We start from the raw sequence: 23,620 nt of genomic DNA, 5'->3' as shown, positions 1-23,620 counted from the left end.
GCTTACACGCCCTTGTGGATCACGCCATAGAACACCATCAACGCCGTCACCGCGATCCACACGATCGTCAGCGGGATGAACACCTTCCAGCCCAGGCGCATGATCTGGTCATAGCGGTAGCGGGGAAAACTGGCGCGGAACCAGATGTACGCGCTTGCGAAGAACAGCACCTTGCCCAACAGCCAAGGCCAGCCGCCCTTCCAGATCCAGTCGATCCACGGCGAGATGTCGGCCTGCACCCAACCCTGGATTGGGCTCAACCAGCCGCCCAAGAAGAAGATCGAGACCAGGAAGCTGACCAGGATCATGTTGGCGTATTCGGCCAGGAAGAACAGCGCGAACGCACCACCGGAGTATTCGACCATGTGCCCGGCAACGATTTCCGATTCGCCTTCGACCACGTCGAACGGCGCGCGGTTGGTCTCGGCCACGCCAGACACCCAGTACACGATGAACAGCGGGAACAGCGGGATCAAGAACCAGTCGAAGAAGCCAGAATTGCCAACCTGGGCCTGCACGATCGTGCTGAGATTCAAGCTGCCGGCTGCGATCATCACCCCGACCAGGGCAAAACCCATCGCGATCTCGTAGCTGACCACCTGCGCCGCCGAGCGCATCGCGCCGAGGAACGCGTACTTGGAATTGGACGCCCAGCCGGCCAGGATGATGCCGTACACGCCGAGCGAGGTCATCGCCAGCAGATACAGCAAGCCGGCATTGGCGTTGGACAAGACCAGCTTGGCGTCGAACGGCACCACCGCCCAGGCCGCGAACGCCGGGGCCAGGGTGATCAGCGGCGCGATCACGAACATCGCCTTGTGCGAACTGCTGGGCTGGATGATTTCCTTGAACAGCAGTTTGAACACGTCGGCAAAGGCCTGGAAGATGCCCATGCCCACGTACATCGGACCGTGGCGCACGTGCATCCAACCGATCAGCTTGCGCTCCCAGACCACGTAGAACGCCACCGCCGTGATCACCGGCACGGCGATCACTAGGATCTTCAACACGATCCACAGCACCACGCCGAGGGCGCCCAGGCCAAGGAACCACTGATGCAGCGGATCGACCACGTTCAACAGCATCTCGTTCATGCAGCCACCACCGTCACCCGACCGGCACCCAGCGGCGCGGTCGCGCCATGCCCCGTTTCGATCCAGGCCGCGCCCGACGCGACCCGCTTATCCGTTTCCAGCGGCAACGTGGCGCTGCCCGCGGCAGTCCCGACCTTGACCATCTGCCCCGGGTTCAGACCCAGTCGCGCCGCGTCCTGCGGATGCAGAGTCACGCTGGGCGCACGATTGAGCGGGTGCTGCTGCAACGCCTGCGCGCGACGCACCACCGCGTCGGTACGGTAGATCGCCGGACTTGCGGCCAGTTCCAGGCCATCGTCCTGCCGTACCGGCTGCGCCGAGGTCGCCGCGGCGACCTCGCGCGGCTGCAAGCTGTCGCGCAGCCCGGCCAGATCGATGAATTCAAAACCAGGCAGCCCCAACTCGCCACCGAGCGCACGCAGCACACGCCAACCTTCGCGGGCCTCGCCCGGCAAGGTGCCACCAGCGCGGGTGCGCTGGTCGTTGCCATCGAGGTTGGTCAGCGTCGCTTCGATTTCCGGCAACGCGCCGATTGGCAGGATCACATCGGCCACATCGCGGGTGGAGGCGCAGGCGAAGTGGCTGAAGGCGACCACCTTGGCGCCTGCCAGCGCGCGACGCGCCGCCGCCGCGTCGGCGAAGTCCAATCCCGGCTCCAGGCCGTACAGCACATACGCGCTGCGCGGCTGGTCGAGCATCGCCGCGACGTTGCGGCCACGCGGCAGCACACCATAACGGGCCAGGCCGAGCGCGTTGGCACCCTGCGGAATGCGGCACAGCGCAGCACCGGTGGCAGCGGCGAAGTCGCGCGCGGCGGCACGCAACGCGGCGGCCTGCGGATGGTTCTCGACCAATGCACCGACGATCAGCACCGCGCGTGCGGCGCCCTGCACCGCCTGACGCAGCGCGCCATCGGCCAGTGCCTCGGCAAAGCGCGACGGCGCCACGATCTGGCGACCCGCCAGATCGAAGGCGAACTCGAAGTCGACCGGATTGATCGCATACACCTTGGTCTGGCGCTGCATCTGCGCCTTGCGGATGCGCGCGTGCAGCAGCGGCAGTTCATGGCGCAGATTGCTGCCCAGGATCACCACCACATCAGCCTGTTCGATCTGCGCCAGCGGCAGCGCGAACGGTTCGGCGAGCGCGGCATCGGAAAAATCGCGGTTATACACCCGGTGATCGAGATTACCGCTGTCCAGGCCATCGGCCAGACGCGCCAGCAGCGCGCCTTCTTCGTTGGAGGTGGACGGATGCGCCAGCACGCCCAGCGCATCGCCACGGTTGGCCTTGAGGATGTCGCCAGCGGCGGCAAGTCCTTCGGACCACGACACTTCGCGCCACTGTCCATCGACCTTGCGCAACGGCCGCAGTGCGCGATCCTCGGCGTACAGGCCCTGGTGCGAATAGCGGTCGCGGTCGGACAGCCAGCACTCGTTGACCGCTTCGTTGTCGCGCGGCACGGTACGCAGCACTTCGCCACGACGCACGTGCAGGAACAGGTTCGAGCCCATCGCGTCGTGGTAACCCAGCGACTCGCGCGCGGTGAGTTCCCATGGGCGGGCGCGGAACTGGAACACCTTGTTGGTCAGCGCGCCGACCGGACACACGTCGATGACATTACCGGACAACTCGGTGGTCAGCGGCTTGCCATCGTAGGTGCCGATCTGCAGGTTCTCGCCGCGGTACATGCCGCCCAGCTCGTAGGTGCCGGCGATGTCCGCGGTGAAACGCACGCAGCGGGTGCACTGGATGCAGCGGGTCATCTCGGTGGCGACCAACGGACCGATGTCCTCGTCCGCCACCACGCGCTTGCGCTCGTTGAAGCGGCTGACCGAACGACCATAGCCCAGCGACACGTCCTGTAGTTCGCACTCGCCGCCCTGATCGCAGATCGGGCAGTCCAACGGATGGTTGATCAGCAGAAATTCCATGACACTGCGCTGGTACTTGAGCGCCTTGTCGCTGCGGGTCTGCACCTTCATGCCGTCCATCACCGGCGTGGCGCAGGCCGGCGATGGCTTGGGCGACTTCTCCACGTCGACCAGGCACATGCGACAGTTGGCCGCGATCGGCAACTTCTCGTGGTAGCAGAAGCGCGGAATCGGGATACCGGCCTTGTCGGCGGCCTGGATGATCATCGCGCCTTTCGGCACGACCAAGGACTGGCCGTCGATCTCGACGGTGACGTGTCCCTCCGGCACCACCGCGGGAGTTGCGCCGGGATTGCTGGGTTGTGCGCTCATGCGGCGGCTGCCTCCACCTTTTTGCCATCGACCATCGAATGACCGTTGACGATGTAGTACTCGAATTCGTCCCAGAACTGGCGCAGGAAGCCTTGAATCGGCCAGGCCGCCGCTTCGCCGAAGGCGCAGATGGTGTGGCCTTCGATCTGCCCGGCGACGGTGCGCAGTTGATGCAGGTCTTCCATGGTTGCCTTGCCGGCGACGATGCGCTCCAGCACCCGGTGCATCCAGCCGGTGCCTTCGCGGCACGGAGTGCATTGACCGCAGGATTCCTTGTGGAAGAACTGCGAGATGCGGCAGGCGAACTTCACGCAGCACACGCTGTCGTCCAGCACCACGATCGCGCCAGAGCCCAGGCCTGTGCCCAGCGCGCGCAGGGTGTCGTAATCCATCTGCAGGCCCTTGAGCTCCTCGGCCTTGAGCACCGGCATCGACACGCCGCCCGGGATCGCGCCCTTGAGGGTGCGGCCCGGCTTCAGCCCGCCAGCCATCTCCAACAATTCGTCGAAGGTGGTGCCCAGCGGCACCTCGAAGTTGCCGCCCTTCTGCACGCAGCCGGAGACCGAGAAGATCTTCGGCCCGCCGTTCTTGGTCTTGCTCAGCCCCAGGAACCATTCCGGGCCGTTGCGAATGATCGCCGGCACCGAGGCGTAGGTCTCGGTGTTGTTGATCGTCGAGGGCTTGCCGTACAGACCGAAGTTGGCCGGGAACGGCGGCTTGTAGCGCGGTTGGCCCTTCTTGCCTTCCAGCGACTCCATCAGCGCGGTTTCTTCGCCGCAGATGTAAGCGCCGGCGCCCAGCGCACCGTAGATGTCGATATCCACGCCGCTACCAAGGATGTTTTTGCCCAGCCAGCCGTTGGCGTAGGCATCGGCTAGCGCCTGCTCGAAGTGCTCGAACGGCTCGTGGTGGAACTCGCCGCGCAAGTAGTTGTAGCCCACGGTCGAGCCGGTGGCGTAGCAGGCGATGGCCATGCCCTCCACCACCGAATGCGGGTTGTAGCGCAGGATGTCACGGTCCTTGCAGGTGCCTGGCTCGGACTCGTCCGAATTACACAGAATGTACTTCTGCGGCGCGTTCTTGGGCATGAACGACCATTTCAGCCCGGTCGGAAAGCCGGCACCGCCACGGCCACGCAGGTTCGACTGCTTGACCATCTCGATCACCTGCTCCGGCGGGATCTTCTCGTCGAGGATCTTGCGCAGCGCGGCGTAGCCACCGGTTTTCAGATAGCTCTCGTACGACCACGGGGTGTCGTAGTGCAACGTGGTGTAGACCACTTGGTGCGGCAGTGGAGCAGGGCCGACCGGACCTGTGGGGGCGTGGGGATGCTGTGCCATGACCGTTACTCCAACCCATCCAGCAATGCGTCGACCTTGTCCTTGGTCAAATGCTCATGGTAATGGCCGTTGATGACCATCATCGGCGCGCCGGCACAACCGGCCAGACATTCTTCCTCGCGCTTGAGGTAGACGCGACCATCGGCGGTGGACTGACCCAGCTTGCAACCGAGTTTCTTCTCGGCATGGGCGACCAGATCTTCGGCACCGTTGAGCCAGCAACTGATGTTGGTGCAGAACGCGACGTTGTGACGACCGACCTTCTCGGTTTCGAACATCGAGTAGAAACTGGCCACTTCGTAGGCCCACACAGGCGGCAATTCCAGGTACTTGGCCACACCGACGATCAACTCGTCGGTCAACCACCCCTGATTCTGTTCCTGCGCGGCATGCAACCCTTGCAGCACGGCCGAACGCTTGCGCTCCGGCGGGAACTTGCTCAACCAGTGATCGATGTGCGCGCGCGTCTTATCGCTCAGCACCACCATCGGATCGACGTCGCGCGCCGTTTCGAAATTACCTGTCGCTTTCATGCCAAAACCTCCGGGACTCGGAACCCGGGACCCGGGACCCGTGAAAGTCCTCTCCCGCTCACCGCTGCCGCATCAAAATTTGCAGTTCTACTTGCCGGTACGGCCGCCACAGGCCCGCTCTTGGCGGGCCGCGGACCCAGGGCTCCGAGTCGCGGCCTCATCGATCCACCTCGCCGAACACCAGGTCGTAGGTGCCGATCATCGCCACCACATCGGCCAGCATGTGACCACGCACGATCGCATCCATCGACGACAGATGGACAAAACCCGGCGCGCGCAAATGCACGCGGAACGGCTTGTTGGCGCCGTCGGACATCAGGTAACAGCCGAACTCGCCCTTCGGCGCTTCGACCGCACAATAGGTCTCGCCGGCTGGCACGCAGTAGCCTTCGCTGAACAATTTGAAGTGATGAATCAACGCTTCCATGTCGTCCTTCATGTCGGCGCGCTTGGGCGGCGCCACCTTGAAGTTCTCGACCATCACCGGCCCGGGATTGGCTTTGAGCCACTGCACGCACTGCTTGATGATGCGGTTGGACTCGCGCATCTCCGCGACACGGACAAGATAACGGTCGTAGCAATCACCGTTGCTACCGACCGGAATGTCGAACTGGACGCTGTCGTACTTGGCGTAAGGCTGCTTCTTGCGCAGATCCCAGGCGATGCCCGACCCACGCAGCATGACGCCGGTCATGCCCCAGGCATAGGCCTTCTCCGGCGTGACCACGCCGATGCCGACGGTGCGCTGCTTCCAGATGCGGTTGTCGGTGAGCAAGGTTTCGTACTCGTCGACCCGGCCTGGGAAGGTGTTGGTGAAGTCTTCCAGAAAGTCCAGCAACGAGCCTTCGCGCGCGGCATTGAGCCGCTTCAGCGCATTGCCCTTGTGCCAGCGCGATTCCTGATACTTGGGCATGCGGTCAGGCAGATCGCGGTAGACGCCACCGGGACGGTAGTAGGTCGCGTGCATGCGCGCGCCGGATACCGCCTCGTAGGCGTCCATCAGCTCTTCGCGCTCGCGGAACGCGTATAGCATCACCGCCATCGCGCCCAGATCCAGGCCATTGGAGCCGACCCACATCAGGTGATTCAGAATGCGGGTGATTTCGTCGAACATGGTGCGGATGTACTGCGCACGCTCCGGCGCCTCGATGCCCATCAGGGTCTCGATCGCGCGCACGTAGGCGTGCTCGTTGCACATCATCGACACGTAGTCGAGGCGGTCCATGTAACCGATCGACTGGTTGAACGGCTTGGACTCGGCCAGCTTCTCGGTGCCGCGATGCAACAGGCCGATATGCGGATCGGCGCGGACCACGGTCTCCCCGTCCATTTCCAAGATCAGGCGCAGCACGCCGTGCGCGGCCGGATGCTGCGGGCCGAAATTCATCGTGTAGTTGCGGATCTCCTGCCTGGCTTCGGCAGGATTGCTGGCGAACCCGTCGTGCGCCTGCTGGTACTCGCTCACTTGGCGGACTCCTTCTGTGCTTCGCCCGCCGCGGTCTGGTAGCGCGCATCGTCGCGGATCACCCGCGGCACGCCCACGCGCGGCTCGACCGAGGTCACCGGCTCGTAGATCACGCGCTGCTTCGCTTCGTCGTAGCGCACTTCGACATTGCCGATCAACGGGAAGTCCTTGCGGAACGGATGGCCGACGAAGCCGTAGTCGGTGAGAATACGCCGCAAGTCGGGATGGCCGGCGAAGACCACGCCGAACAAGTCAAACGCCTCGCGCTCGAACCAGTTGGCGCCGGGCCAGATATCGGTGACCGAGGCCACCACCGGCAAATCCTCGTTGGGCGCATAGCAGCGCACCCGCAGACGCTGGTTATGGCGGTAGGACATCAGTTGCGCCAGCACCGCGTAGCGCTGCTGCGGCACCGGCAACGGCTGAGCGCCGCCATCGGCCTCGCCGCTGGGGAACTCGCCCCAGGCGAAACGTCCCACGGCCTTGCCTTCGACCCCGCGACTGAAGCCATGCGAGGACACGTCCGAGGTATCCCACTCGTCGCTGCCGTACCCCAGATAGTCGACGCCGCACAAGTCGGTCAATTGTTCGAAACCGAACTCGTCGCGCAGCACCAGACAGGTGGCGTGCCAGGCATCGGCCGCCACTTCCAGGGTGACTTCGCCGCGCGGAAAGGCCACAAACACCCGGCTGCCCGGGAAACGGGCACCGAGTCGGTCGCTAAAGGAAGATGCTTGCTCTGCCATGGGGACTTGGCGTGCTCTCGAAGAAATGAGGAATCAGCGCGCGATGGTCTGGGTTCGCCAGATCTTCTTCTGCAGCTGCAAGATGCCGTAGACCAGCGCCTCGGCGGTCGGCGGGCAGCCCGGGACGTAGACGTCCACCGGCACAATGCGATCGCAGCCACGCACCACCGAATACGAATAGTGGTAGTAGCCGCCGCCATTGGCGCAACTGCCCATCGAGATGACCCACTTCGGGTCCGGCATCTGGTCATAGACCTTGCGCAGCGCCGGGGCCATCTTGTTGACCAGGGTGCCGGCGACGATCATCACGTCGGACTGGCGCGGCGAGGGACGGAACACCACGCCATAGCGATCCAGATCCAGGCGCGCGGCGCCAGCGTGCATCATCTCTACCGCGCAGCACGCCAGACCGAAGGTCATCGGCCACATCGAGCCGGTCCGCGCCCAGTTCAGCAGCGCATCGACACTGGTGGTGACGTAGCCCTTTTCCAGCAGCGGGTTCTCGCCTTCGGGGCGCAGGATGTCGTCCACCCGCCCTTCCGGAATCGGGTTGGTCATCAGCCGATCCAGGGTCTGAATCACTCCCATTCCAGCGCTCCCTTCTTCCACACGTATACAAAACCGAGGAACAACATGCCGACGAACAGGCCCATGGTGACCAGGGAGCGAGCGCCCAGGTCCATGAACACCTGCGTCCACGGCACGATGAAGATGATCTCCAGATCGAAGACGATGAACTGGATTGCGATCAGGTAGTAGCGCACGTCGAACTTCATGCGCGCGTCCTCGAACGCCTCGAAGCCGCACTCGTAGGGCGAGAGCTTCTTCAGGTCAGGACGCCGGGGACCGAGGAACCGCCCTATCAACATCAGCGCAACGCCGATACCGGTAGCCACGATCAGAAACAGCAGGGTCGGCAAATATTCGGCCAGCACTCGCGATTCTCTCTTGCCTTTGCCCACGCGCATAACGCGCAAGCATGGGGTAGACGATTTCCTGGGCAAAGGCGCAACGCCCCTTCGCACAAAAAACCGCAGCCAAACAATGGTGCCCAAGAGGGGACTCGAACCCCTACGACCTAAGTCGCTACCACCTCAAGGTAGTGCGTCTACCAATTCCGCCACCTGGGCCTGCATCACATGCGCGGCAATCCCGCCGCGCAGCATAGTGTAACCGTCTTCAGTGTTTCTGCGATGGGGCGGGCGACTTTTCTTGCACCTTCCCCGCTGCCGGGGCGGCGGGCGGCGCCACGGCCGGCGCCGACGATGGCGCCTGCGGAATCTGCAATTCGCCGGCCGGCGCGGCCGGCACCGGGGACGCGCCCTGCGACATCACGCCCAGGTTGGCGTCGGCCGGTTGCGCGCTGTGAGCAGCGTACCAAGCCATGAACAGACTGATGGCAAAGAACGCCACCGCCAGCCACTTGGTCGTCTTGGACAAGAAGTTGGACGCACCACGCGACCCGAACACGGTGCCGGACGCACCCGAACCGAACCCCGAGCCCGCCGCCGCACCGGCACCGCGCTGCATCAGGATCAGCGCGATCATAGCGATCGCCACCAACACGTACACCACATTGAGGATGACAATCAGCATTTCGAGATCCGTCCAGACAGTACGACTAGAAGTACGAGCGACAGCCAGCGGCGACAGCTCGGTTAACAGGCGGCCGCCGCTTGCACGATGGCCAGGAATTGCGCGGCAACCAGCGAGGCGCCGCCGACCAGCCCACCATCCACATCGGGCTGCGCGAACAGCTCCGCGGCGTTGTCGGGCTTGACGCTGCCGCCATACAGGATGGGCAACGAATCTGCGATTCTAGCATCGCGGGCAGCCACTTCGCCACGAATGAAGGCATGTACCGCCTGTGCCTGCGCCGGGCTGGCGGTGCGCCCGGTACCGATCGCCCACACCGGCTCGTAGGAGATCACCGCGTTGGCGAAGCCCTCCCCGCCGACCAGGGCCAGCACCGGCGTCAGTTGCGCGGCGATGGCCGCCTCGGTCTGCCCGGCCTGACGCTGCTCCAGGGTCTCGCCCACGCACAGGATCGGGCGCAGCCCGGCAGCAATGGCCGCGGCGAACTTGCGCGCCACCAGCTCACTGCTCTCGTGTTGATACTGGCGCCGCTCCGAATGCCCGACCAACCCATAGTCGGCACCGACATCAACCAGCATCGCCGCCGACACCTCGCCCGTATAGGCACCCTGCACGTTGCAGCCGACATCCTGGGCTCCGAAACGCAACTCGCGACGCTGGAACGCCTCGATCAGGCCAGCCAGATACGGCAATGGCGGCAGAATCACCACCTCCACCGCATCACCGGACAAGCCTGCGACCACCGCCTGCAGCAGCGCGTGAGCGCCCTGGCGAGTGCCATGCAATTTCCAATTTGCAGCTACGATCTTGCGTCGCATCGGCGCATTTCTCGGCTAAAAGTGCCCAGAGAATAGCCGATGCGGCACCAAGGTCAGCCATCCTCCCGTCCCCGCCCCGAGACCGCCATGCCCACGCCTCCCGGCTACGCCCTGATTACCGGCGCATCCAGCGGCATCGGCCGCGAAATCGCCCGCGAATACGCCAGACGTGGCATCCCGCTGATCCTGAGCGCACGCAGGGAGGCACGGCTACAGGCGCTGGCCGAGGAACTGCGGCCACAGGTGCCGGTGGCAGTCCTGGTCGCCGACCTCGCCGACCCGACAACGCCAGCTGCGCTCGTCGCGGAACTGGAACGACGCCGGCTGCCGGTACGGATCCTAGTCAACAATGCCGGCTATGGCGTACCGGGACGCTTCCCCAATCAGGACTGGACGGTACACGCCGCATTCCTGCAGGTGATGATCGCTGCGGTCTGCGAACTGACTTGGCGCCTGTTGCCGACACTGCGCGCCAGCGGTCATGGCCGCATCCTCAATGTGGCCTCGTTCGCCGCCCTGGTCCCCGGCGCCGACGGCCACACCCTGTACGCGGCAGCGAAGAGCTTCATGCTGCGCTTCAGCGAATCGCTGGCGCTGGAGAACGCCGACCGCGGGGTCAAGGTCTGCGCGCTGTGCCCAGGCTTCACCTGGTCCGCGTTCCACGACGTCACCGGCACCCGCGAACTTATGGACAAACTGCCACGCTGGGTCTGGCTGCAGACCGCGACCGTGGCCCGTGCCGGGATCGATGGCGCCGAACACGGCAAGGTCCGCGTGGTGCCGGGCACGCTCTATCGCGCACTGCTCGGCATGACCGCGCTGCTGCCCAACGCCCTGCTGCTGCGCCTGATGCGCCGCGGCTCGCGGCGCATCAGATCGGTGGAATAGCGCACGGCCTGCCCGTGCGGCGGCGGCCGCCACCGAATACTGCGCCGGGCAGCGGGAAGCCCGGCACGACCCTAGGGCTGGTTGACGATATCGCCGTGCAGCGGCGCCAGCCTTGCTAGCAGCCGGTTCTGGGTGCGGCGTGGGATGCCGCGCTGGTCCATCGCCCACACTAGGTCCTCGACCAGCGCGTTGAAGTCCGCCTCGTGGATCGACAGATGCTGGTGCGCCTGCTTCATCGGCTTGGCAGTGTCGGCGCACGGGCCGTCGCTGAGGTAGCAGAACTTCTGTACCAGGCGCTGGTTCAGCATCACGATGTTGACCCGAGCGAAGTGCTGGACGATCCGCGGGTCGTCGGCGATGCGCGACAGCAGCGTCTCCACCAGCGCATCAATGCCAGGCTGGCCGCCCAGGTCGGCGTACAGCGTGCGCGGCGGCGGCGGAGCGCTGGCGCAGCCAACCAACAGCGCCGCCGTCGCCAGCAGGATCGGGATCAGTACACGCATCGGCCGGACCATGTCAGAACGCCACCTGCAGGGAGAGATAGGGCCCGCGCTGATCGCGCAGGGTGGCCACGTCCCCGAGCTCGGCCCAGGCGCCGACCACGGACACGCGCTTGTTCGGGAACCATGCCACAAACGCGTCCGCCCAGGCGTGCTCGCGGGCGAATCCGAGGTTGTCCGGCTTCTGTCGGTATTCCAGACCCAGCACCCAGGACGGATCCAGCACTACCGCAACGCTGGCCTCGGCCATCAGCCGGTACGCATTGCCGCGGTCGCCGCCGAAACCGAGCAATCCGGTCTGGTTGGCGCGGGTGGCGCGCACCGTGCCGTTGACCAGCAACTGGTAGCCGCCGGCCGCGTCCAGCCACAGCTTGGCGGCGCTGAGATAGACGTCGGTGCCATGGTCGGCGCGCGCGCCGATCGCCAGCGGCAGCGTGCCGTCGCGCAGCCGCTTGTACTGCACGCCCAGCGCCACCTGCGGCGCGGCCCCGTAGACCAGGTCACCGCCAAGCCGCAGCTTGGCGCCGACCACGTCCTGGCCGAGCGCGTTCCACGGCAGCGCCAGGCGCCGCTGCAACGTGCCCAGGTCCAGGCGCTGCCGGGCCAGCGACAGTTCCAGGCGGTTGCCCAGGGTCAGCGCCGCACCCTGCACGTCCAGCCGGTAATCGCCGCTGTCCACATGCGTGGCGAACAGCACCGCACCATCCTGATCGCGCGTGCCGTAGCCGGACAAGGTCGCCCACGGCACGATGCCGCCGCCGCCGCTGCCCTCCACGGTGGAGGCGCCGCCGGTGGCCAGCAGGCGTCCCTGCCCGGCCCAGGCCAGCCCCGGCAACAAAGCCGCAACCGCAAGCAACACGCTTCGTGGAGGTCGGGTTCGGGTCATCGGGACATCTCCATGATAGGAGCCGGCGTTACCGCGCCCGCCTCCGCGCGCTGCGCGCACCAGGCCAGCAACGCGGCCTGGTCGAGCGGCTTAGCATACAGATAGCCCTGCGCTACGTCGCAGCCGTAGCTGCGCAGCAAGGCCTCGGCCGCGGCATGCTCCACGCCTTCGGCAACCACTTTCATACCCATGTTGTGTCCCAGGTCGATGGTACTGCGCACGATCACCGCGTCGTCGCTGCCCGCAGCCAGCTGCAACACGAAACTCTTGTCAATCTTCAGCTCCTGGACCGGCATGCGCTTGAGCTGCGCCAGCGACGAATAGCCGGTGCCGAAGTCGTCGATGGACAGGCGCACGCCGCAGCGGCGCAGTTGCTGCATCATATGCAGGGCGTGCTCGACATCGCGCATCAGCGCGCTTTCGGTCAACTCCAAGGTCAGGCGCGGCGCGGGCAGACCGTGCCGCGCCAGGCAGCCGCTGACGAAGGCCGGCAGGCCCGGATCGTTGAGGTCCAACGCCGACAGGTTCACCGCCAGGCCAAGATCCAGGCCCTGGCCACGCCACAGCGCCTGCTGGCGCATCGCCTCGTCGAGCACGAACTGGGTGAGCTGCTGGATCATCCCGGAGTGCTCGGCCAACGCAATGAACTCGTCCGGCCCGATCAGGCCGAGCAGCGGATGCTGCCAGCGCAACAACACCTCCACTTGTTCGACCTCGCCGCGCGCCAGGCCGATCTTCGGCTGGAAGCGCAGCGACATCTCGCCGCGCGCGATCGCCTGGTGCAGGTCGCCGGTCAGGCGCAGGCGGCGCAGGTGCTGCTCGTCCTGCCCGTCGCGGTACACGGATGCGCCACTGCCGAATTGCCGCGCCTGCTGGCGGGCGATGTCGGCGCGGCGCATCAGTGTGTCGGCATCGGCGCCATGCGCGGGAATCAGTGCGATGCCGATGCTGGCATCAGCCAGAATCCCCGCCTGCGGCAGACTCAGCGGTTGCCGCAGTTGCGCCAGCAACTCGGCGGCGTAGGCGTCCACCACGGTGGCATCGCAGCGCGCCAGCACCACCATGAATTCGTCGCTACCGAGCCGGCCGACCCGGTCCGGCGCACGCACCGCCTGTTCCAGCCGGCGCCCGGTGTGGACCAGCACCTGGTCGGCGAAATCGTGGCCGAAGCTGTCGTTGAGTTCCTTGAAGCGTTCCATGTCCAGCACCAGCACGGCCGCAGTGGTGCCGTCGGCCTGGCACGCCTCGACCACGCTCTGCAGGTGTTGTAACAGCGCCGTGCGGTTGGGCAGTCCGGTCAGCGCATCGTGCCGCGCCTGGTGCAGGATGTCCTGTTCGCGGCTGGCGATGCGGCGCTGCATGGCGCCGAAGCTGCTGGCCAGTTCGGTCAACTCGGCGCTGGCGTGCAGCGGCAGCAGCGTCTGGTAGTCGCCGTGCTGGATGCGCCGCGTCGCCGCGACCAGTTGCGCGACCGGGCGGCTGACCCCGCGCGCCAGGAAGATCGCCGCCACCAGCGCGGCCAGCGTGGCCACGCCGGCCAGGATCAAGATGCGCAGCTTCAGCAGGCGGTATGGCGCATCGGCACGGTCCAGCGAGGCCTGCAGCGCAACCATGACGCGGCCGTCGTCAGACGCCGGCCGCACCCGCACGAGGTACCGCGCCTGCCCGAGCAACAGTGGCTGCGCGGCCGCCGGCGCCAGCGCCGTGTGCCGCAACTGCTGCTGGAACTGCGCGGCCCGCAGCGGATCCAGGGTCGAGGCTAGCACCTGCTGCGCGCCCTGGGTGGTGAAGAAGGTCGCGTCCAGCCCGGTGGTGCTAATGAAGTCCTGGCCGAGCTCGGCACCGGATTCCCCGCCAATCGCGACCCAGCCGACCCGTTGCGGCGCCAACACCTGCACCACCGCCAGACGCATGAGGCGCCGGTCCAGCACCACGAAGCCGACCGCGCTGCCGTTGCGCTGCGCCTGCCGCAGCAGCGGCTGCACGGTACGCAGTTGTTGCGCCTGCGGTAGCGCCGACAGCCCAGCCAGGAACTGGCCGTCGGCCGACAGCAGCAGGGCACTGGGCGCGCGCACGCGCGCGGCATGGTTGCGCAGCGCCGACTGCATGGTCGGCACGTCGCCGCTGGTCACCGCGGCGCGGAAACCGAAATCGTCGGCGAGCACCGAGGCGGCCTGCAGCAGTTGCTCGTCGCGGCGCTGGTCGATGCGCTGCCACACACGCTCGCCGGTGCGCAGTTCGTCGTCCAGTTGCGCGGCGACGCTGCGCTGGGTCGCCACGTGTACGGCCAGGAACGTCAGCGCCTGTGCCGCCAGCACCACCAGCACCAGCAGCGCGGCGATGCGGGTGTGCAACCGCAAAGGCTTCATCGCGTCGGCGCCGTCTGGCTGCGACGAAACTTGTCCTGCAGCGCGCGAATGCGCGGATCCTCCGGGACGACCGGCGCCGGCCCGTGCGTGGACAGCAGCACGGCTTGGCGCAGCGGCGCGCGCGCCACCTGCAGCGGCTGCGAATAGCTGGCGCCGCTCAGGCGCGGATGCCACACCCGCAGTTCGTATGCGCCGGGCGGCACATCCAGTCGCACCTGCGCATCGGCGCCGGTCACCGCGAAATACGGGGTATCGAGCACCATCACGTAGCCGACCATCCAGTCATGGATGTTGCAGCCCACCGTGACCAAACCCGGTTGCTCGAAGCGCACCGGCTTGGCAGTGCTGCCCTGGTACAGCGGCAGCTCGAAGCGCTTGGCCGGCGAGAAGGAATAAACCTGGTGGCGGATCTGATCGCGGTTGGGAAAGCGCACCAAGCTACCGACCTGCACCGCCAGCACCGCGGGTACGAACTGCGAGTTGACCTGATCCATCGTCGCCGTCACCGACGCCGCCGGCGAGGCCTGGCGTACCGGCGCGGCCGGTTGCAGGCTGACCACGGCGTCGGCCAGCGGCCCGGCGGCATCGGCTACGACCACCGTGACCGGCGTGGCCGCTGCCGGCAACGCGGCCAGCCCAAGCACAACTGCGAGCCAGCAGCGGCGGCCCTGCCGCCAGAAGGATCCCGTCCGCCTTGTCATCGTAGCCTCTCTACGTGCCCGGCTGGCAGCGCCCGGACCACCCGGACGGCGCATCGAGGGCGACCTGCAAGCGATATCGGCATTGACCGGACCCGGCTTGAGGCCGTTTCCGGCCGGCGGGCGTCCCGACAGCGGCACGGAGCGTTGCGGGCGGGGTTACTTCAACTTGATCTCGCATAAGCGCTCTTCCAAATAGCCCTGCGCGGTGATCGGCTCAGGATAGCGATTGGGATTGTCGGCACTGACGCACGCAGGCAGCACGTCGATCAGGAAGTCTGGGTTAGGATGCAGGAAAAACGGGACCGAGTAACGCGGCGTGCGTGCCTGCTCCCCCGGCGGATTGACGACGCGATGTGTGGTTGAGGGATACACATGATTGGTCAGCCGCTGCAACATGTCGCCGATGTTGACCACGATGGTATCGGCATCGGAGGTGAACGGCACCCATTCGCCCTGCCTGGACTTCACCTCCAGACCGGCGGCACTGGCGCCGACCAACAGCGTGATCAGATTGATGTCTTCATGCGCGCCAGCGCGCACGTTGGGGATGTCGTCGGCGGTGATCGGCGGATAATGGATCGGGCGCAGGATCGAATTGCCCGAGTCGGTCTTGTCCACGAAATAGTGCTCGGGCAGGCCGATATGCAGCGCCAGCGCGGACAGCACCCGCGCGCCGAGCCGATCCAGCGCCTGGTACAAGCCATACCCATGTGCGCGGAACCCCGGCACTTCGCTCGGCCACAGGTTGGGCGGCATCACCAGACGATGCTTGGAATCGTCAGCGATCTCGCGACCGATATGCCAGAACTCCTTAAGGTCGAAATGCTGGGCACCCTTGGCGGTCTCCACGCCAAAAGGGGTGTAGCCGCGAGCGCCGCCAGCACCAGGCACTTGGTATTTGCGCTTGACCGCTTCGGGCAAAGCAAAGAACGCCTTGAATACAGCATAGGCGGCATCGATCTGCGCCTGTGCGATGCCGTGGTTGCGGATGCCTGCAAACCCCCACTCGCGATACGCCGCGCCCAGTTCGGCGACGAAGGCGTCGCGGTCGCTGTCCAGACGGGTGATGTCCAAGATGGGAATGCGTGCGGTCATGGCAGCAATGGTCATCGTCGCAAAATTAAGGAGACAAACACCGCCATCAACGCAATAGGCGATACAGCAAGTAAAACGTGGCCGCCTTGGCGATCACCACGACGATGGCGATGAGGATCAACTCACGCCGCGTCACGGACCGCCTCGACGAGCGCATCCAAGGTGTGGCGCATCAACCCGACATCGTCGGCTTCGACCGTGACCCGCACCACCGGCTCGGTGCCGGAAGCGCGCAGGAAGGCACGTCCATGCCCCTGCACTGCCGCCTGCGCCGCCGCCAGCGCCGCCTGCACGCTAACCGCCTCCAGCGGGCGCGCCCCCGGCTGCAGGCGTACGTTGATCGTCTGCTGCGGCACTTTGCGTAAATTCTCCAGCGCCTGGCGCAAGGTCTGGCCGGAGCGCTTGAGCACTTCCAACACCTGCAGTGCACTCACGATGGCATCGCCGGTGGTGGCCCGATCCAGACACAGCATGTGCCCGGACGTTTCGCCACCGAGGATGCCGCTGTGTTCGACCAGCGCCTGATGCACGTGACGGTCGCCGACCTTGGCGCGCAGGAACGGCAACTGCAACTGCGCCAGCGCCTTCTCCAGTCCATAGTTGGTCATCAGCGTACCAACCACCGGTCCGCGCAAGCGACCACTGGCGTGCCAGCCGCACGCCAGCACATACAGCAGATCGTCGCCATCGACCGGATTGCCCTGGTCGTCGGCCATCAGCACGCGGTCGCCATCACCGTCGAAGGCGATGCCCAGGTGTGCGCCGTGAGCGCGTACATTGTCGGCGAGGGTGTCGATGTGCATCGAGCCGACGCCGGCGTTGATGTTGAGACCGTCCGGCGCCGCGCCAATGGCGATCACCTCCGCGCCCAGTTCGCTAAACAACAGCGGCGCGATGTGGTAAGTCGCGCCATGCGCGCAGTCCAGCACCAGCTTCAGCCCGCGCAAGTCAAAACCGCGCGACACGCTGGCCTTGCAGAATTCGATGTAGCGGCCGATCGTATCGCGTGCGCGCACCGCCTTGCCCAGACGCTCGGATTCCACCGTGGCGAACGGCGCGTCGAGCGCCGCTTCGATCGCCTGCTCGGTCGCATCGTCGAGCTTCTCGCCCTCGGCGGAAAAGAACTTGATGCCGTTGTCGTAGTGCGGGTTGTGCGAGGCGCTAATCACGATGCCGGCATCGGCGCCGAGCGTGCGGGTCAGGAACGCCACGGCCGGCGTCGGCATCGGACCGAACAACTGCACGTTGGTGCCTGCCGCGACCAGGCCAGCCTCCAGCGCCGACTCGAACATGTACCCGGAAATACGCGTGTCCTTGCCGATCACCACGGTCGGCTGCGCATTGCCCGCGGCCACCAATACCCTGCCCAGCGCGTTGCCCAGGCGCATCACGAAATCGGCAGAAATCGCCCCTTGCCCAACCCGACCACGGATGCCATCGGTGCCGAAATACTTGCGCACGCTCATAAAGCCGGGACTCGGGACTCGGAACTGGAGACCCAGCGGGAAAAGCGCACAGCGCTGCTAGCGATGAACGCGCGTGCGCTGTTTGTGCGATGCATCCGCTGCGAGAAACCGCCGCCCCCGGGACCCGGGTCTCGGGTCCCCACCTTCATGCGGCCTCCGTCTTCGCCGGCGCCGGTTGACGCATCAGCATCGCCAGCAGTTCGGCCAGGCGGTCGCGCAGTTCACGGCGGTCGCAGATCTGGTCGATCGCGCCATGGTCGAGCAGGAACTCCGCACGCTGGAAGCCTTCGGGCAAGGTCTCGCGCACAGTCTGCTCGATCACTCGCGGGCCGGCGAAGCCGATCAACGCATGCGGTTCGGCGATATTGATGTCGCCCAACATGGCGAAACTGGCCGACACGCCACCGGTAGTCGGATGGGTCAGCACCGACACATACGGCAGACCTGCCTCGCGCAGGCGCCCCAGCGCAGCGGAGGTCTTAGCCATCTGCATCAGCGAAAACAGCCCTTCTTGCATGCGCGCACCGCCACTGGCGGAGAAGCACACGAACGGCGCACCGATCTTCAATGCGGTCTCGGCGGCCAGCGCGAACCGCTCGCCCACCACCGAGCCCATCGAGCCGCCCATGAAGGCGAAATCGAACGAAGCGGCGACCAACGGCTGCGACTTGAGCAGGCCCTGCATCGCGACCAGCGCATCGTATTCGCCAGTGCTCTTCTGCGAGGCCTTGATGCGCTCGCCGTACTTCTTCTGGTCCTTGAACTTCAGTGCATCGGTCGGCCCAAGACGGGCGCCGATCTCGATGGGCGCGGTGTCGGCATCGAATAACGCCGCCAGGCGCGCACGCGCGCGGATCGGCAGGTGGTGGTCGCACTTGGGACACACCTCCAGATTCTCTTCCAGCTCCGGCCGGTACAGCGCAGCGCCGCAGTTGGGGCACTTCTCCCACAGACCTTCGGGAACACTGCGTTTTTTGCCGGGCGTGTTATCGGTACGGATGCCCGAAGGCATCAATTTGCTGAGCCAACTCATGCGGAATGACGATCCAGTCGCGCGGCCCGTCGGGCCGCCAAGGGGCGACAGTCTAGCGCAGGGCGCGGACCTGGGTGGCACGCCCCCCGGCCGGACCCGCACGGATCCGGCGGTAATACGGCGGTCTAGCCGTGCGCGTCCAACGCCTGTCGCAAGGGCGCCAGGAACGCCAGGGCGGCGGCGCGCGCCGCCTGCGGAGTCGCGGCCTCGGCCAGGGCGGCAACCAGGGCGCTGCCGACCACCACACCATCGGCATCGCTCGCCATGGCCTTGGCGCTGGCGGCGTCCTTGATGCCGAAGCCGGCCACCACCGGCACCGGACAACGCGCCCGCAACTGGCGCAACCGATCGCCGGCGGCATGCGTATCCAGCCGGTCGGCCCCGGTCACGCCGGCGAAACTGACGTAGTAAAGATAGCCACGCGCCTTATCGCACAACAGCTTCAGGCGCGCATCGCTGGTGGTTGGCGAGGCCAGCACGATCAAATCCAGACCGGCATCGGCGAACACCGCCAGGGTCTCGACCGACTCTTCCGGCGGCAAATCGACCAACAGCACGCCATCCACGCCAGCAGCGACCGCCTCCTCGGCAAAACGCGCAGTGCCGTGAATTTCGACCGGGTTGAGATAGCCCATCAGCACCACTGGCGTGACCATGTCGTCACGGCGGAATGTACTGACCGTATCCAGCACGTAGCGCAGCCCGGCACCGCGCGCCAACGCGCGCTCGGAACTGCGTTGGATGGTCGGACCATCGGCCATCGGATCGGAAAACGGCACGCCCAATTCGATCACGTCGGCACCGGCCTCGACCAAGGCATGCATCGCCGGCACGGTCGCCTCCAGCGACGGGTCACCGGCGGTCACGAACGGAATCAACGCCTTGCGCCCAGCCTGACGCAACACCTCCAACCGCGCGGCGATGCGCCCCACCGCGACGCTCACGGACGGCCTCCGACGCACGCCACAACGTCCTCAATGCTGCAACACCTCGTTTCCACGTTGCCTTCTCCCGGCATGTTCTCGTTCTCCGCACCATCGCCAATGATCGACCACGCGGCACAGTGCGGCATCGCGGCAAGCGCGCTCACAGCGTCAACCCTTCGCGCGCGGCGATGGTGTGCACATCCTTGTCGCCGCGACCGGACAGGTTGCACAGCACCAGCGCGTCTTTAGGCAACTCCCGCGCCAGCTTGATCGCTTGTGCAACCGCGTGGCTGGACTCCAGTGCAGCGAGGATGCCCTCCGTATGCGCCAGCAGATGGAACGCGGCCAGTGCCTCGTCGTCGGTGATGCCCTGATAGGTGGCACGACCGCTGTCGGCCAGAAAGGCATGCTCAGGACCGACGCCCGGATAGTCCAGGCCGGCGGACACCGAATGGGTCTCGATGATCTGCCCATCGTCGTCGCAGATCACGTAAGTGCGATTGCCATGCAGCACACCGGGACGCCCAGCCGCGATCGAGGCGGCATGGCGACCGCTGGCGATGCCGTCGCCAGCGGCTTCGGCACCGTAAATTTTCACCGAAGCATCGTTGAGGAAGGCGTGGAACAGACCGATGGCATTGCTGCCGCCACCGACGCAGGCGCTGATCGCATCCGGCAGGCGACCGTAGTCCTGCAACATTTGCGCGCGCGCTTCGCGCCCGACGATGGCGTTGAAATCGCGCACCATGCGCGGATACGGATCGGGACCGGCGACGGTACCGATGATGTAGAAGGTGTCCTGCACGTTGGTCACCCAGTCGCGCATCGCCTCGTTGAGCGCGTCCTTGAGCGTGGCCGAACCGGAAGTCACCGGCACCACCGTGGCGCCAAGCAACTTCATCCGGTAGACGTTGATCTTCTGCCGCTCGATATCGGTGGCCCCCATGTACACCACGCACTCCAGCCCCAGCCGCGCGGCCACGGTGGCGCTGGCCACACCGTGTTGGCCGGCGCCGGTCTCGGCGATGATGCGGGTCTTGCCCATGCGACTGGCCAGCAGGGCCTGGCCGATGGTGTTGTTGATCTTGTGCGCGCCAGTGTGATTGAGGTCTTCGCGTTTGAGCAGGATCCGCGCACCGCCAACTTCGCGACTGAGCCGCTCGGCATGGTAGATCGGGCTGGGCCGGCCGACGTAATGGGCCAGATCCTTGTCGTAGGCGGCGATGAACGCGGGATCCTGGCGCGCGGCATCGTAGGCCGCGGCCAACTCCTGCAGCGGGCCGATCAGGGTCTCGGCGACGAAACGACCGCCATAGCGACCGAAATGGCCGGCGGCATCGGGATAGGCGTGGAAGTCACTGACGGGAACAGAGGCCATGGCAGTAGCTGGGCAGCGGGAGCAAGCGAACACTTTAACGCACATTTCAATGCACAAAAACCTATAAAATCTGACCATATATGTCAGGAAAATTCACATGAATACCCCGCGCCGCCTGCCCTCGCTCAACGCCCTTCGCGCATTCGAGGCGACCGCAAGACTGTGCAGCGTCGGTGCCGCGGCGACAGAACTGCACGTCACCCATGGCGCGGTAAGCCGCCAGGTGCGCTTGCTGGAGGAGGACCTGGGACTGGCACTGCTGCGCCGCGAGGGGCGCGGTATTCGCCCGACCGCCGCCGGCGAACGCCTATGCGAAGCAGTCGGCACCGCTTTCGCCCATTTGCACGACACCGTGGCCGAACTGCGCCAGCCGAGCCGGCCGTCGGCGCTGGTGCTGGGCTGTCCAGGCAGCATCCTGGCCCGCTGGATGATCCCGCGCCTGCAGGCACTGCAGCGCGACTTGCCCGCTCTCACCCTGCACTTGTCCGCACACGAAGGCGAATTCGCCACCGATCTGGAGGGACTGGATGCAGTGCTGTTGCTGGGTCAGGCACCATGGCCGCAGGATTGGCAGGTTCACGTACTGGCGCCGGAACGGATCGGTCCGGTGCTGAGCCCGGCGCTGCCGCAGGCACAGACGCTGTGTGCAGCGACACCGACGGCACTGCTGCAGTGGCCGCTGCTGCATACCGCGTCGCGGCCACAGGCCTGGCCGGCCTGGGCTCAAGCGCAAGGCATGAGCGCGGCGCAGTTGCGCTACGGCACCGGCTTCGAGCATCTGTACTACCTGCTCGAAGCGGCATTGGCCGGGATCGGCGTGGCAATCGCGCCACAACCACTGGTCGCCGACGACTTGGCCAACGGACGCCTGCTGGCACCATGGGGCTTCGTCGAAACCGCTGGACAATGGGCGCTGTGCACGCGACACGAACGGCAAGACCCCAGAGTGGAAGCATTGGCCGGCTGGCTGACCGCCGAACTGCGAAGGTGAAGCGCCAACACCAACGCGTCGCACTGCAAATTTACGACGCGAACCAAGCGGCCGCGTGACGCGTCCGCCGCGTCACGCGGCGGACGCTGTCGCACTCAGCGACTCTGAGCCAATTCGTAGCAGTCGGCGCGGCGGACCTCCTCGACGAAACGGCGCATCTTGTTCCCGTCCTTGATCCCGGGCTGACTTTCGATACCACTGGAGACATCTACACCCCACGGCAACGTGGAGACGATCGCATCGAAGACGTTGTCGCCGGTAATGCCACCAGCGAGCAGCAACGGCCGATGCAGCCCGGTCGGCAGCCGCGCCCAATCGAATGTCTTGCCCGACCCGCCGCTTTCGCCGGGGGCATGGCTGTCGAACAGAAACCCGGCAGCGTTGGGAAACTGCAACTGCAGCGTGCGCGCATTGAACTCGCCGCCACCCATCGGCACCGCTTTCAAGTACGGCAGGTTGAAACTGCGGCAAAAACCATCGTCTTCAACGCCGTGGAACTGCAACAGAGTCGGACGTAGCGTGCGCAGCACCTCGCGCACCTCATCCTTGGTGTTGTCGCGAAAAAGTGCAACAACATCCACCATCGGCGCAGCCGCCTGGCGCATCGCCCGCGCCTCGGTCGGCGCGACACGCCGCGAACTCCCATGGGCGAACACAAACCCGACCGAATCCACGCCCAATTCGCCTGCAAGGCGGATGTCGCCGGCACGGGTCATGCCGCAGAACTTGATGCGAGTGCGATATAAGGTTCGATTCATAGGGTGACCTCATCCGGAAGCGTCCAATGGGCGGGATAGAGGGGACCGACGAAGACCAGCCCCTGCGGCGACGCGGTCGGACCGGCGATACGGCGATTGCGTCCGGATAGAAGTTCGCCAATCCAGGACACCGGCTTTTCGCCCGTTCCGACCATGACAAGCGACCCAACGATATTGCGCACCATGTGATGAAGGAATGCATTGGCCTGGAGCTGGAACTCGACGAGTTCACCGTTGCGAGTGACCACGATCGACTGCAATTCGCGACGCGCATGCAGTGCCTGACACTGTACGCTGCGGAACGCGCTGAAGTCTTGCTCGCCCAGCAACGCCTGCGCGGCGATATGCATCGCCTCGACCTGCAGTGGCCGCCGCTCCCAGCTCAGCGTCTGCCGGTACAAGGCTGGACGCACCTGGCGGTTGAGCAGACGGTAGCGGTAACGACGCGCACGCGCGGAAAACCGCGCATGGAAATCGTCTGCGACCGGCACGCACCAGCGCACGCACACCGAAGGCGGTAAGCGCGCCGTAGCACCCAACATCCAGCCACGTGGGGGCCGCAGCGCAGCGCAATCGAAATGCACAACCTGGCACTCGCCATGCACACCGGCATCGGTACGACCGGCGCACACCACACTCACCGGTACATCGGCCACAGACGACAGTGCCCCCTGCAGCGTCGCCTGGACGCTCGGGCCACCGGATTCGCCAAGTTGCTGCCACCCCTGGAACGCACTGCCGTCGTATTCCACGCCTAACGCGTAGCGCATGGCGGCCTCCCTGCCAACGCT

At 65.8% G+C, this 23,620-nt stretch carries 23 protein-coding genes and 1 tRNA gene; 2 read left to right on the top strand and 22 right to left on the bottom strand.

Annotation, left to right across the window (positions count from 1 at the left end; all coding sequences use genetic code 11):
• Window positions 1–2: 2 nt before the first annotated feature.
• The 11 genes from nuoH to tpiA all read right to left on the bottom strand — a co-directional run bounded on the left by nuoH (window position 3) and on the right by tpiA (window position 9,838).
• Window positions 3–1,094 (bottom strand): NADH-quinone oxidoreductase subunit NuoH, encoded by a 1,092-nt coding sequence (gene nuoH / locus XalbCFBP2523_RS10435; RefSeq protein WP_012915531.1) that lies wholly within the window; start codon window positions 1,092–1,094, stop codon window positions 3–5.
• The gene (nuoG, locus tag XalbCFBP2523_RS10430) at window positions 1,091–3,340 is read right to left on the bottom strand and encodes an NADH-quinone oxidoreductase subunit NuoG (RefSeq protein WP_045765494.1); all 2,250 of its coding nucleotides are present in this window, start codon (window positions 3,338–3,340) and stop codon (window positions 1,091–1,093) included. Before nuoG ends, nuoH begins: the two co-directional genes overlap by 4 nt.
• Window positions 3,337–4,680 carry an NADH-quinone oxidoreductase subunit NuoF gene (gene nuoF, locus XalbCFBP2523_RS10425; RefSeq protein ID WP_012915529.1) on the bottom strand — a complete coding sequence of 448 codons (1,344 nt, stop codon included), beginning with the start codon at window positions 4,678–4,680 and terminating at the stop codon, window positions 3,337–3,339. The genes nuoG and nuoF overlap by 4 nt, the downstream gene beginning before the upstream one ends.
• Before the next feature lie 5 nt (window positions 4,681–4,685).
• Window positions 4,686–5,213, bottom strand: coding sequence for an NADH-quinone oxidoreductase subunit NuoE (gene nuoE, locus XalbCFBP2523_RS10420; RefSeq protein WP_012915528.1), 528 nt, complete (start codon window positions 5,211–5,213; stop codon window positions 4,686–4,688).
• Between the two features lie 157 nt (window positions 5,214–5,370).
• Entirely contained in the window at window positions 5,371–6,678 is a 1,308-nt protein-coding gene (locus tag XalbCFBP2523_RS10415) for an NADH-quinone oxidoreductase subunit D (RefSeq protein ID WP_045765493.1), read from the bottom strand.
• Complete coding sequence (locus XalbCFBP2523_RS10410; protein WP_045756763.1) at window positions 6,675–7,424, bottom strand: NADH-quinone oxidoreductase subunit C; 750 nt, start codon at window positions 7,422–7,424, stop codon at window positions 6,675–6,677. The genes XalbCFBP2523_RS10415 and XalbCFBP2523_RS10410 overlap by 4 nt, the downstream gene beginning before the upstream one ends.
• 33 nt (window positions 7,425–7,457) lie before the next feature.
• Entirely contained in the window at window positions 7,458–8,012 is a 555-nt protein-coding gene (locus XalbCFBP2523_RS10405) for a NuoB/complex I 20 kDa subunit family protein (RefSeq protein WP_010343006.1), read from the bottom strand.
• Complete coding sequence (locus XalbCFBP2523_RS10400) at window positions 8,003–8,359, bottom strand: NADH-quinone oxidoreductase subunit A (RefSeq protein ID WP_012915525.1); 357 nt, start codon at window positions 8,357–8,359, stop codon at window positions 8,003–8,005. Before XalbCFBP2523_RS10400 ends, XalbCFBP2523_RS10405 begins: the two co-directional genes overlap by 10 nt.
• A gap of 110 nt (window positions 8,360–8,469) precedes the next feature.
• Window positions 8,470–8,554 (bottom strand) — tRNA-Leu (locus tag XalbCFBP2523_RS10395).
• 49 nt (window positions 8,555–8,603) lie between these two features.
• Complete coding sequence (gene secG, locus XalbCFBP2523_RS10390) at window positions 8,604–9,020, bottom strand: preprotein translocase subunit SecG (protein WP_012915524.1); 417 nt, start codon at window positions 9,018–9,020, stop codon at window positions 8,604–8,606.
• A gap of 62 nt (window positions 9,021–9,082) precedes the next feature.
• Window positions 9,083–9,838 carry a triose-phosphate isomerase gene (gene tpiA / locus XalbCFBP2523_RS10385; protein WP_045765492.1) on the bottom strand — a complete coding sequence of 252 codons (756 nt, stop codon included), beginning with the start codon at window positions 9,836–9,838 and terminating at the stop codon, window positions 9,083–9,085.
• 87 nt (window positions 9,839–9,925) lie between these two features.
• Here tpiA and XalbCFBP2523_RS10380 point away from each other — a divergent pair, with 87 nt between their 5' ends.
• Entirely contained in the window at window positions 9,926–10,726 is an 801-nt protein-coding gene (locus XalbCFBP2523_RS10380) for an SDR family NAD(P)-dependent oxidoreductase (protein WP_045765491.1), read from the top strand.
• A 71-nt stretch (window positions 10,727–10,797) separates the two neighbouring features.
• On the opposite strand, the gene XalbCFBP2523_RS10375 is transcribed toward XalbCFBP2523_RS10380, so the two are convergent.
• From XalbCFBP2523_RS10375 to trpB, 9 genes are all read right to left on the bottom strand, one after another.
• Complete coding sequence (locus XalbCFBP2523_RS10375) at window positions 10,798–11,229, bottom strand: group 1 truncated hemoglobin (protein ID WP_104629952.1); 432 nt, start codon at window positions 11,227–11,229, stop codon at window positions 10,798–10,800.
• Between the two features lie 13 nt (window positions 11,230–11,242).
• Window positions 11,243–12,112 (bottom strand): DUF3034 family protein, encoded by an 870-nt coding sequence (locus tag XalbCFBP2523_RS10370; protein ID WP_045765489.1) that lies wholly within the window; start codon window positions 12,110–12,112, stop codon window positions 11,243–11,245.
• On the bottom strand, window positions 12,109–14,481 hold the full coding sequence (locus tag XalbCFBP2523_RS10365) for a putative bifunctional diguanylate cyclase/phosphodiesterase (protein WP_012915519.1): 2,373 nt from the start codon (window positions 14,479–14,481) through the stop codon (window positions 12,109–12,111). The genes XalbCFBP2523_RS10370 and XalbCFBP2523_RS10365 overlap by 4 nt, the downstream gene beginning before the upstream one ends.
• Window positions 14,478–15,182, bottom strand: a complete 705-nt coding sequence (locus XalbCFBP2523_RS10360; protein ID WP_196297579.1) for a methylamine utilization protein — start codon at window positions 15,180–15,182, stop codon at window positions 14,478–14,480. Before XalbCFBP2523_RS10360 ends, XalbCFBP2523_RS10365 begins: the two co-directional genes overlap by 4 nt.
• A gap of 156 nt (window positions 15,183–15,338) precedes the next feature.
• Window positions 15,339–16,277, bottom strand: a complete 939-nt coding sequence (locus tag XalbCFBP2523_RS10355; protein WP_045765488.1) for an isopenicillin N synthase family dioxygenase — start codon at window positions 16,275–16,277, stop codon at window positions 15,339–15,341.
• A 122-nt stretch (window positions 16,278–16,399) separates the two neighbouring features.
• A complete protein-coding gene (gene glmM, locus XalbCFBP2523_RS10350; RefSeq protein ID WP_045765487.1) occupies window positions 16,400–17,743 on the bottom strand; it encodes a phosphoglucosamine mutase in 1,344 nt (447 codons plus the stop codon).
• A gap of 145 nt (window positions 17,744–17,888) precedes the next feature.
• The gene (gene accD, locus XalbCFBP2523_RS10345) at window positions 17,889–18,776 is read right to left on the bottom strand and encodes an acetyl-CoA carboxylase, carboxyltransferase subunit beta (protein WP_045765486.1); all 888 of its coding nucleotides are present in this window, start codon (window positions 18,774–18,776) and stop codon (window positions 17,889–17,891) included.
• A 125-nt stretch (window positions 18,777–18,901) separates the two neighbouring features.
• Window positions 18,902–19,720 carry a tryptophan synthase subunit alpha gene (gene trpA, locus XalbCFBP2523_RS10340; RefSeq protein ID WP_104629950.1) on the bottom strand — a complete coding sequence of 273 codons (819 nt, stop codon included), beginning with the start codon at window positions 19,718–19,720 and terminating at the stop codon, window positions 18,902–18,904.
• Window positions 19,721–19,862: 142 nt separating this feature from the next.
• Window positions 19,863–21,080: a tryptophan synthase subunit beta gene (gene trpB / locus XalbCFBP2523_RS10335; RefSeq protein WP_012915513.1), complete on the bottom strand. Its 1,218-nt coding sequence runs from the start codon at window positions 21,078–21,080 to the stop codon at window positions 19,863–19,865.
• Window positions 21,081–21,177: 97 nt separating this feature from the next.
• Here trpB and XalbCFBP2523_RS10330 point away from each other — a divergent pair, with 97 nt between their 5' ends.
• The gene (locus XalbCFBP2523_RS10330; protein ID WP_045765485.1) at window positions 21,178–22,071 is read left to right on the top strand and encodes a LysR family transcriptional regulator; all 894 of its coding nucleotides are present in this window, start codon (window positions 21,178–21,180) and stop codon (window positions 22,069–22,071) included.
• Window positions 22,072–22,166: 95 nt separating this feature from the next.
• On the opposite strand, the gene XalbCFBP2523_RS10325 is transcribed toward XalbCFBP2523_RS10330, so the two are convergent.
• Both XalbCFBP2523_RS10325 and truA read right to left on the bottom strand, forming a co-directional pair.
• Window positions 22,167–22,829 carry a phosphoribosylanthranilate isomerase gene (locus tag XalbCFBP2523_RS10325; protein ID WP_012915511.1) on the bottom strand — a complete coding sequence of 221 codons (663 nt, stop codon included), beginning with the start codon at window positions 22,827–22,829 and terminating at the stop codon, window positions 22,167–22,169.
• Complete coding sequence (gene truA, locus XalbCFBP2523_RS10320) at window positions 22,826–23,599, bottom strand: tRNA pseudouridine(38-40) synthase TruA (RefSeq protein ID WP_012915510.1); 774 nt, start codon at window positions 23,597–23,599, stop codon at window positions 22,826–22,828. Before truA ends, XalbCFBP2523_RS10325 begins: the two co-directional genes overlap by 4 nt.
• Window positions 23,600–23,620: the final 21 nt, after the last annotated feature.

It is taken from the genome of Xanthomonas albilineans (assembly GCF_002939705.1).
GTDB classification, from domain to species: Bacteria; Pseudomonadota; Gammaproteobacteria; order Xanthomonadales; family Xanthomonadaceae; genus Xanthomonas_A; species Xanthomonas_A albilineans.
The sequence above is the reverse complement of the archived record's forward strand: the minus strand, read 5'-3'. Positions and strand labels throughout refer to the sequence as shown.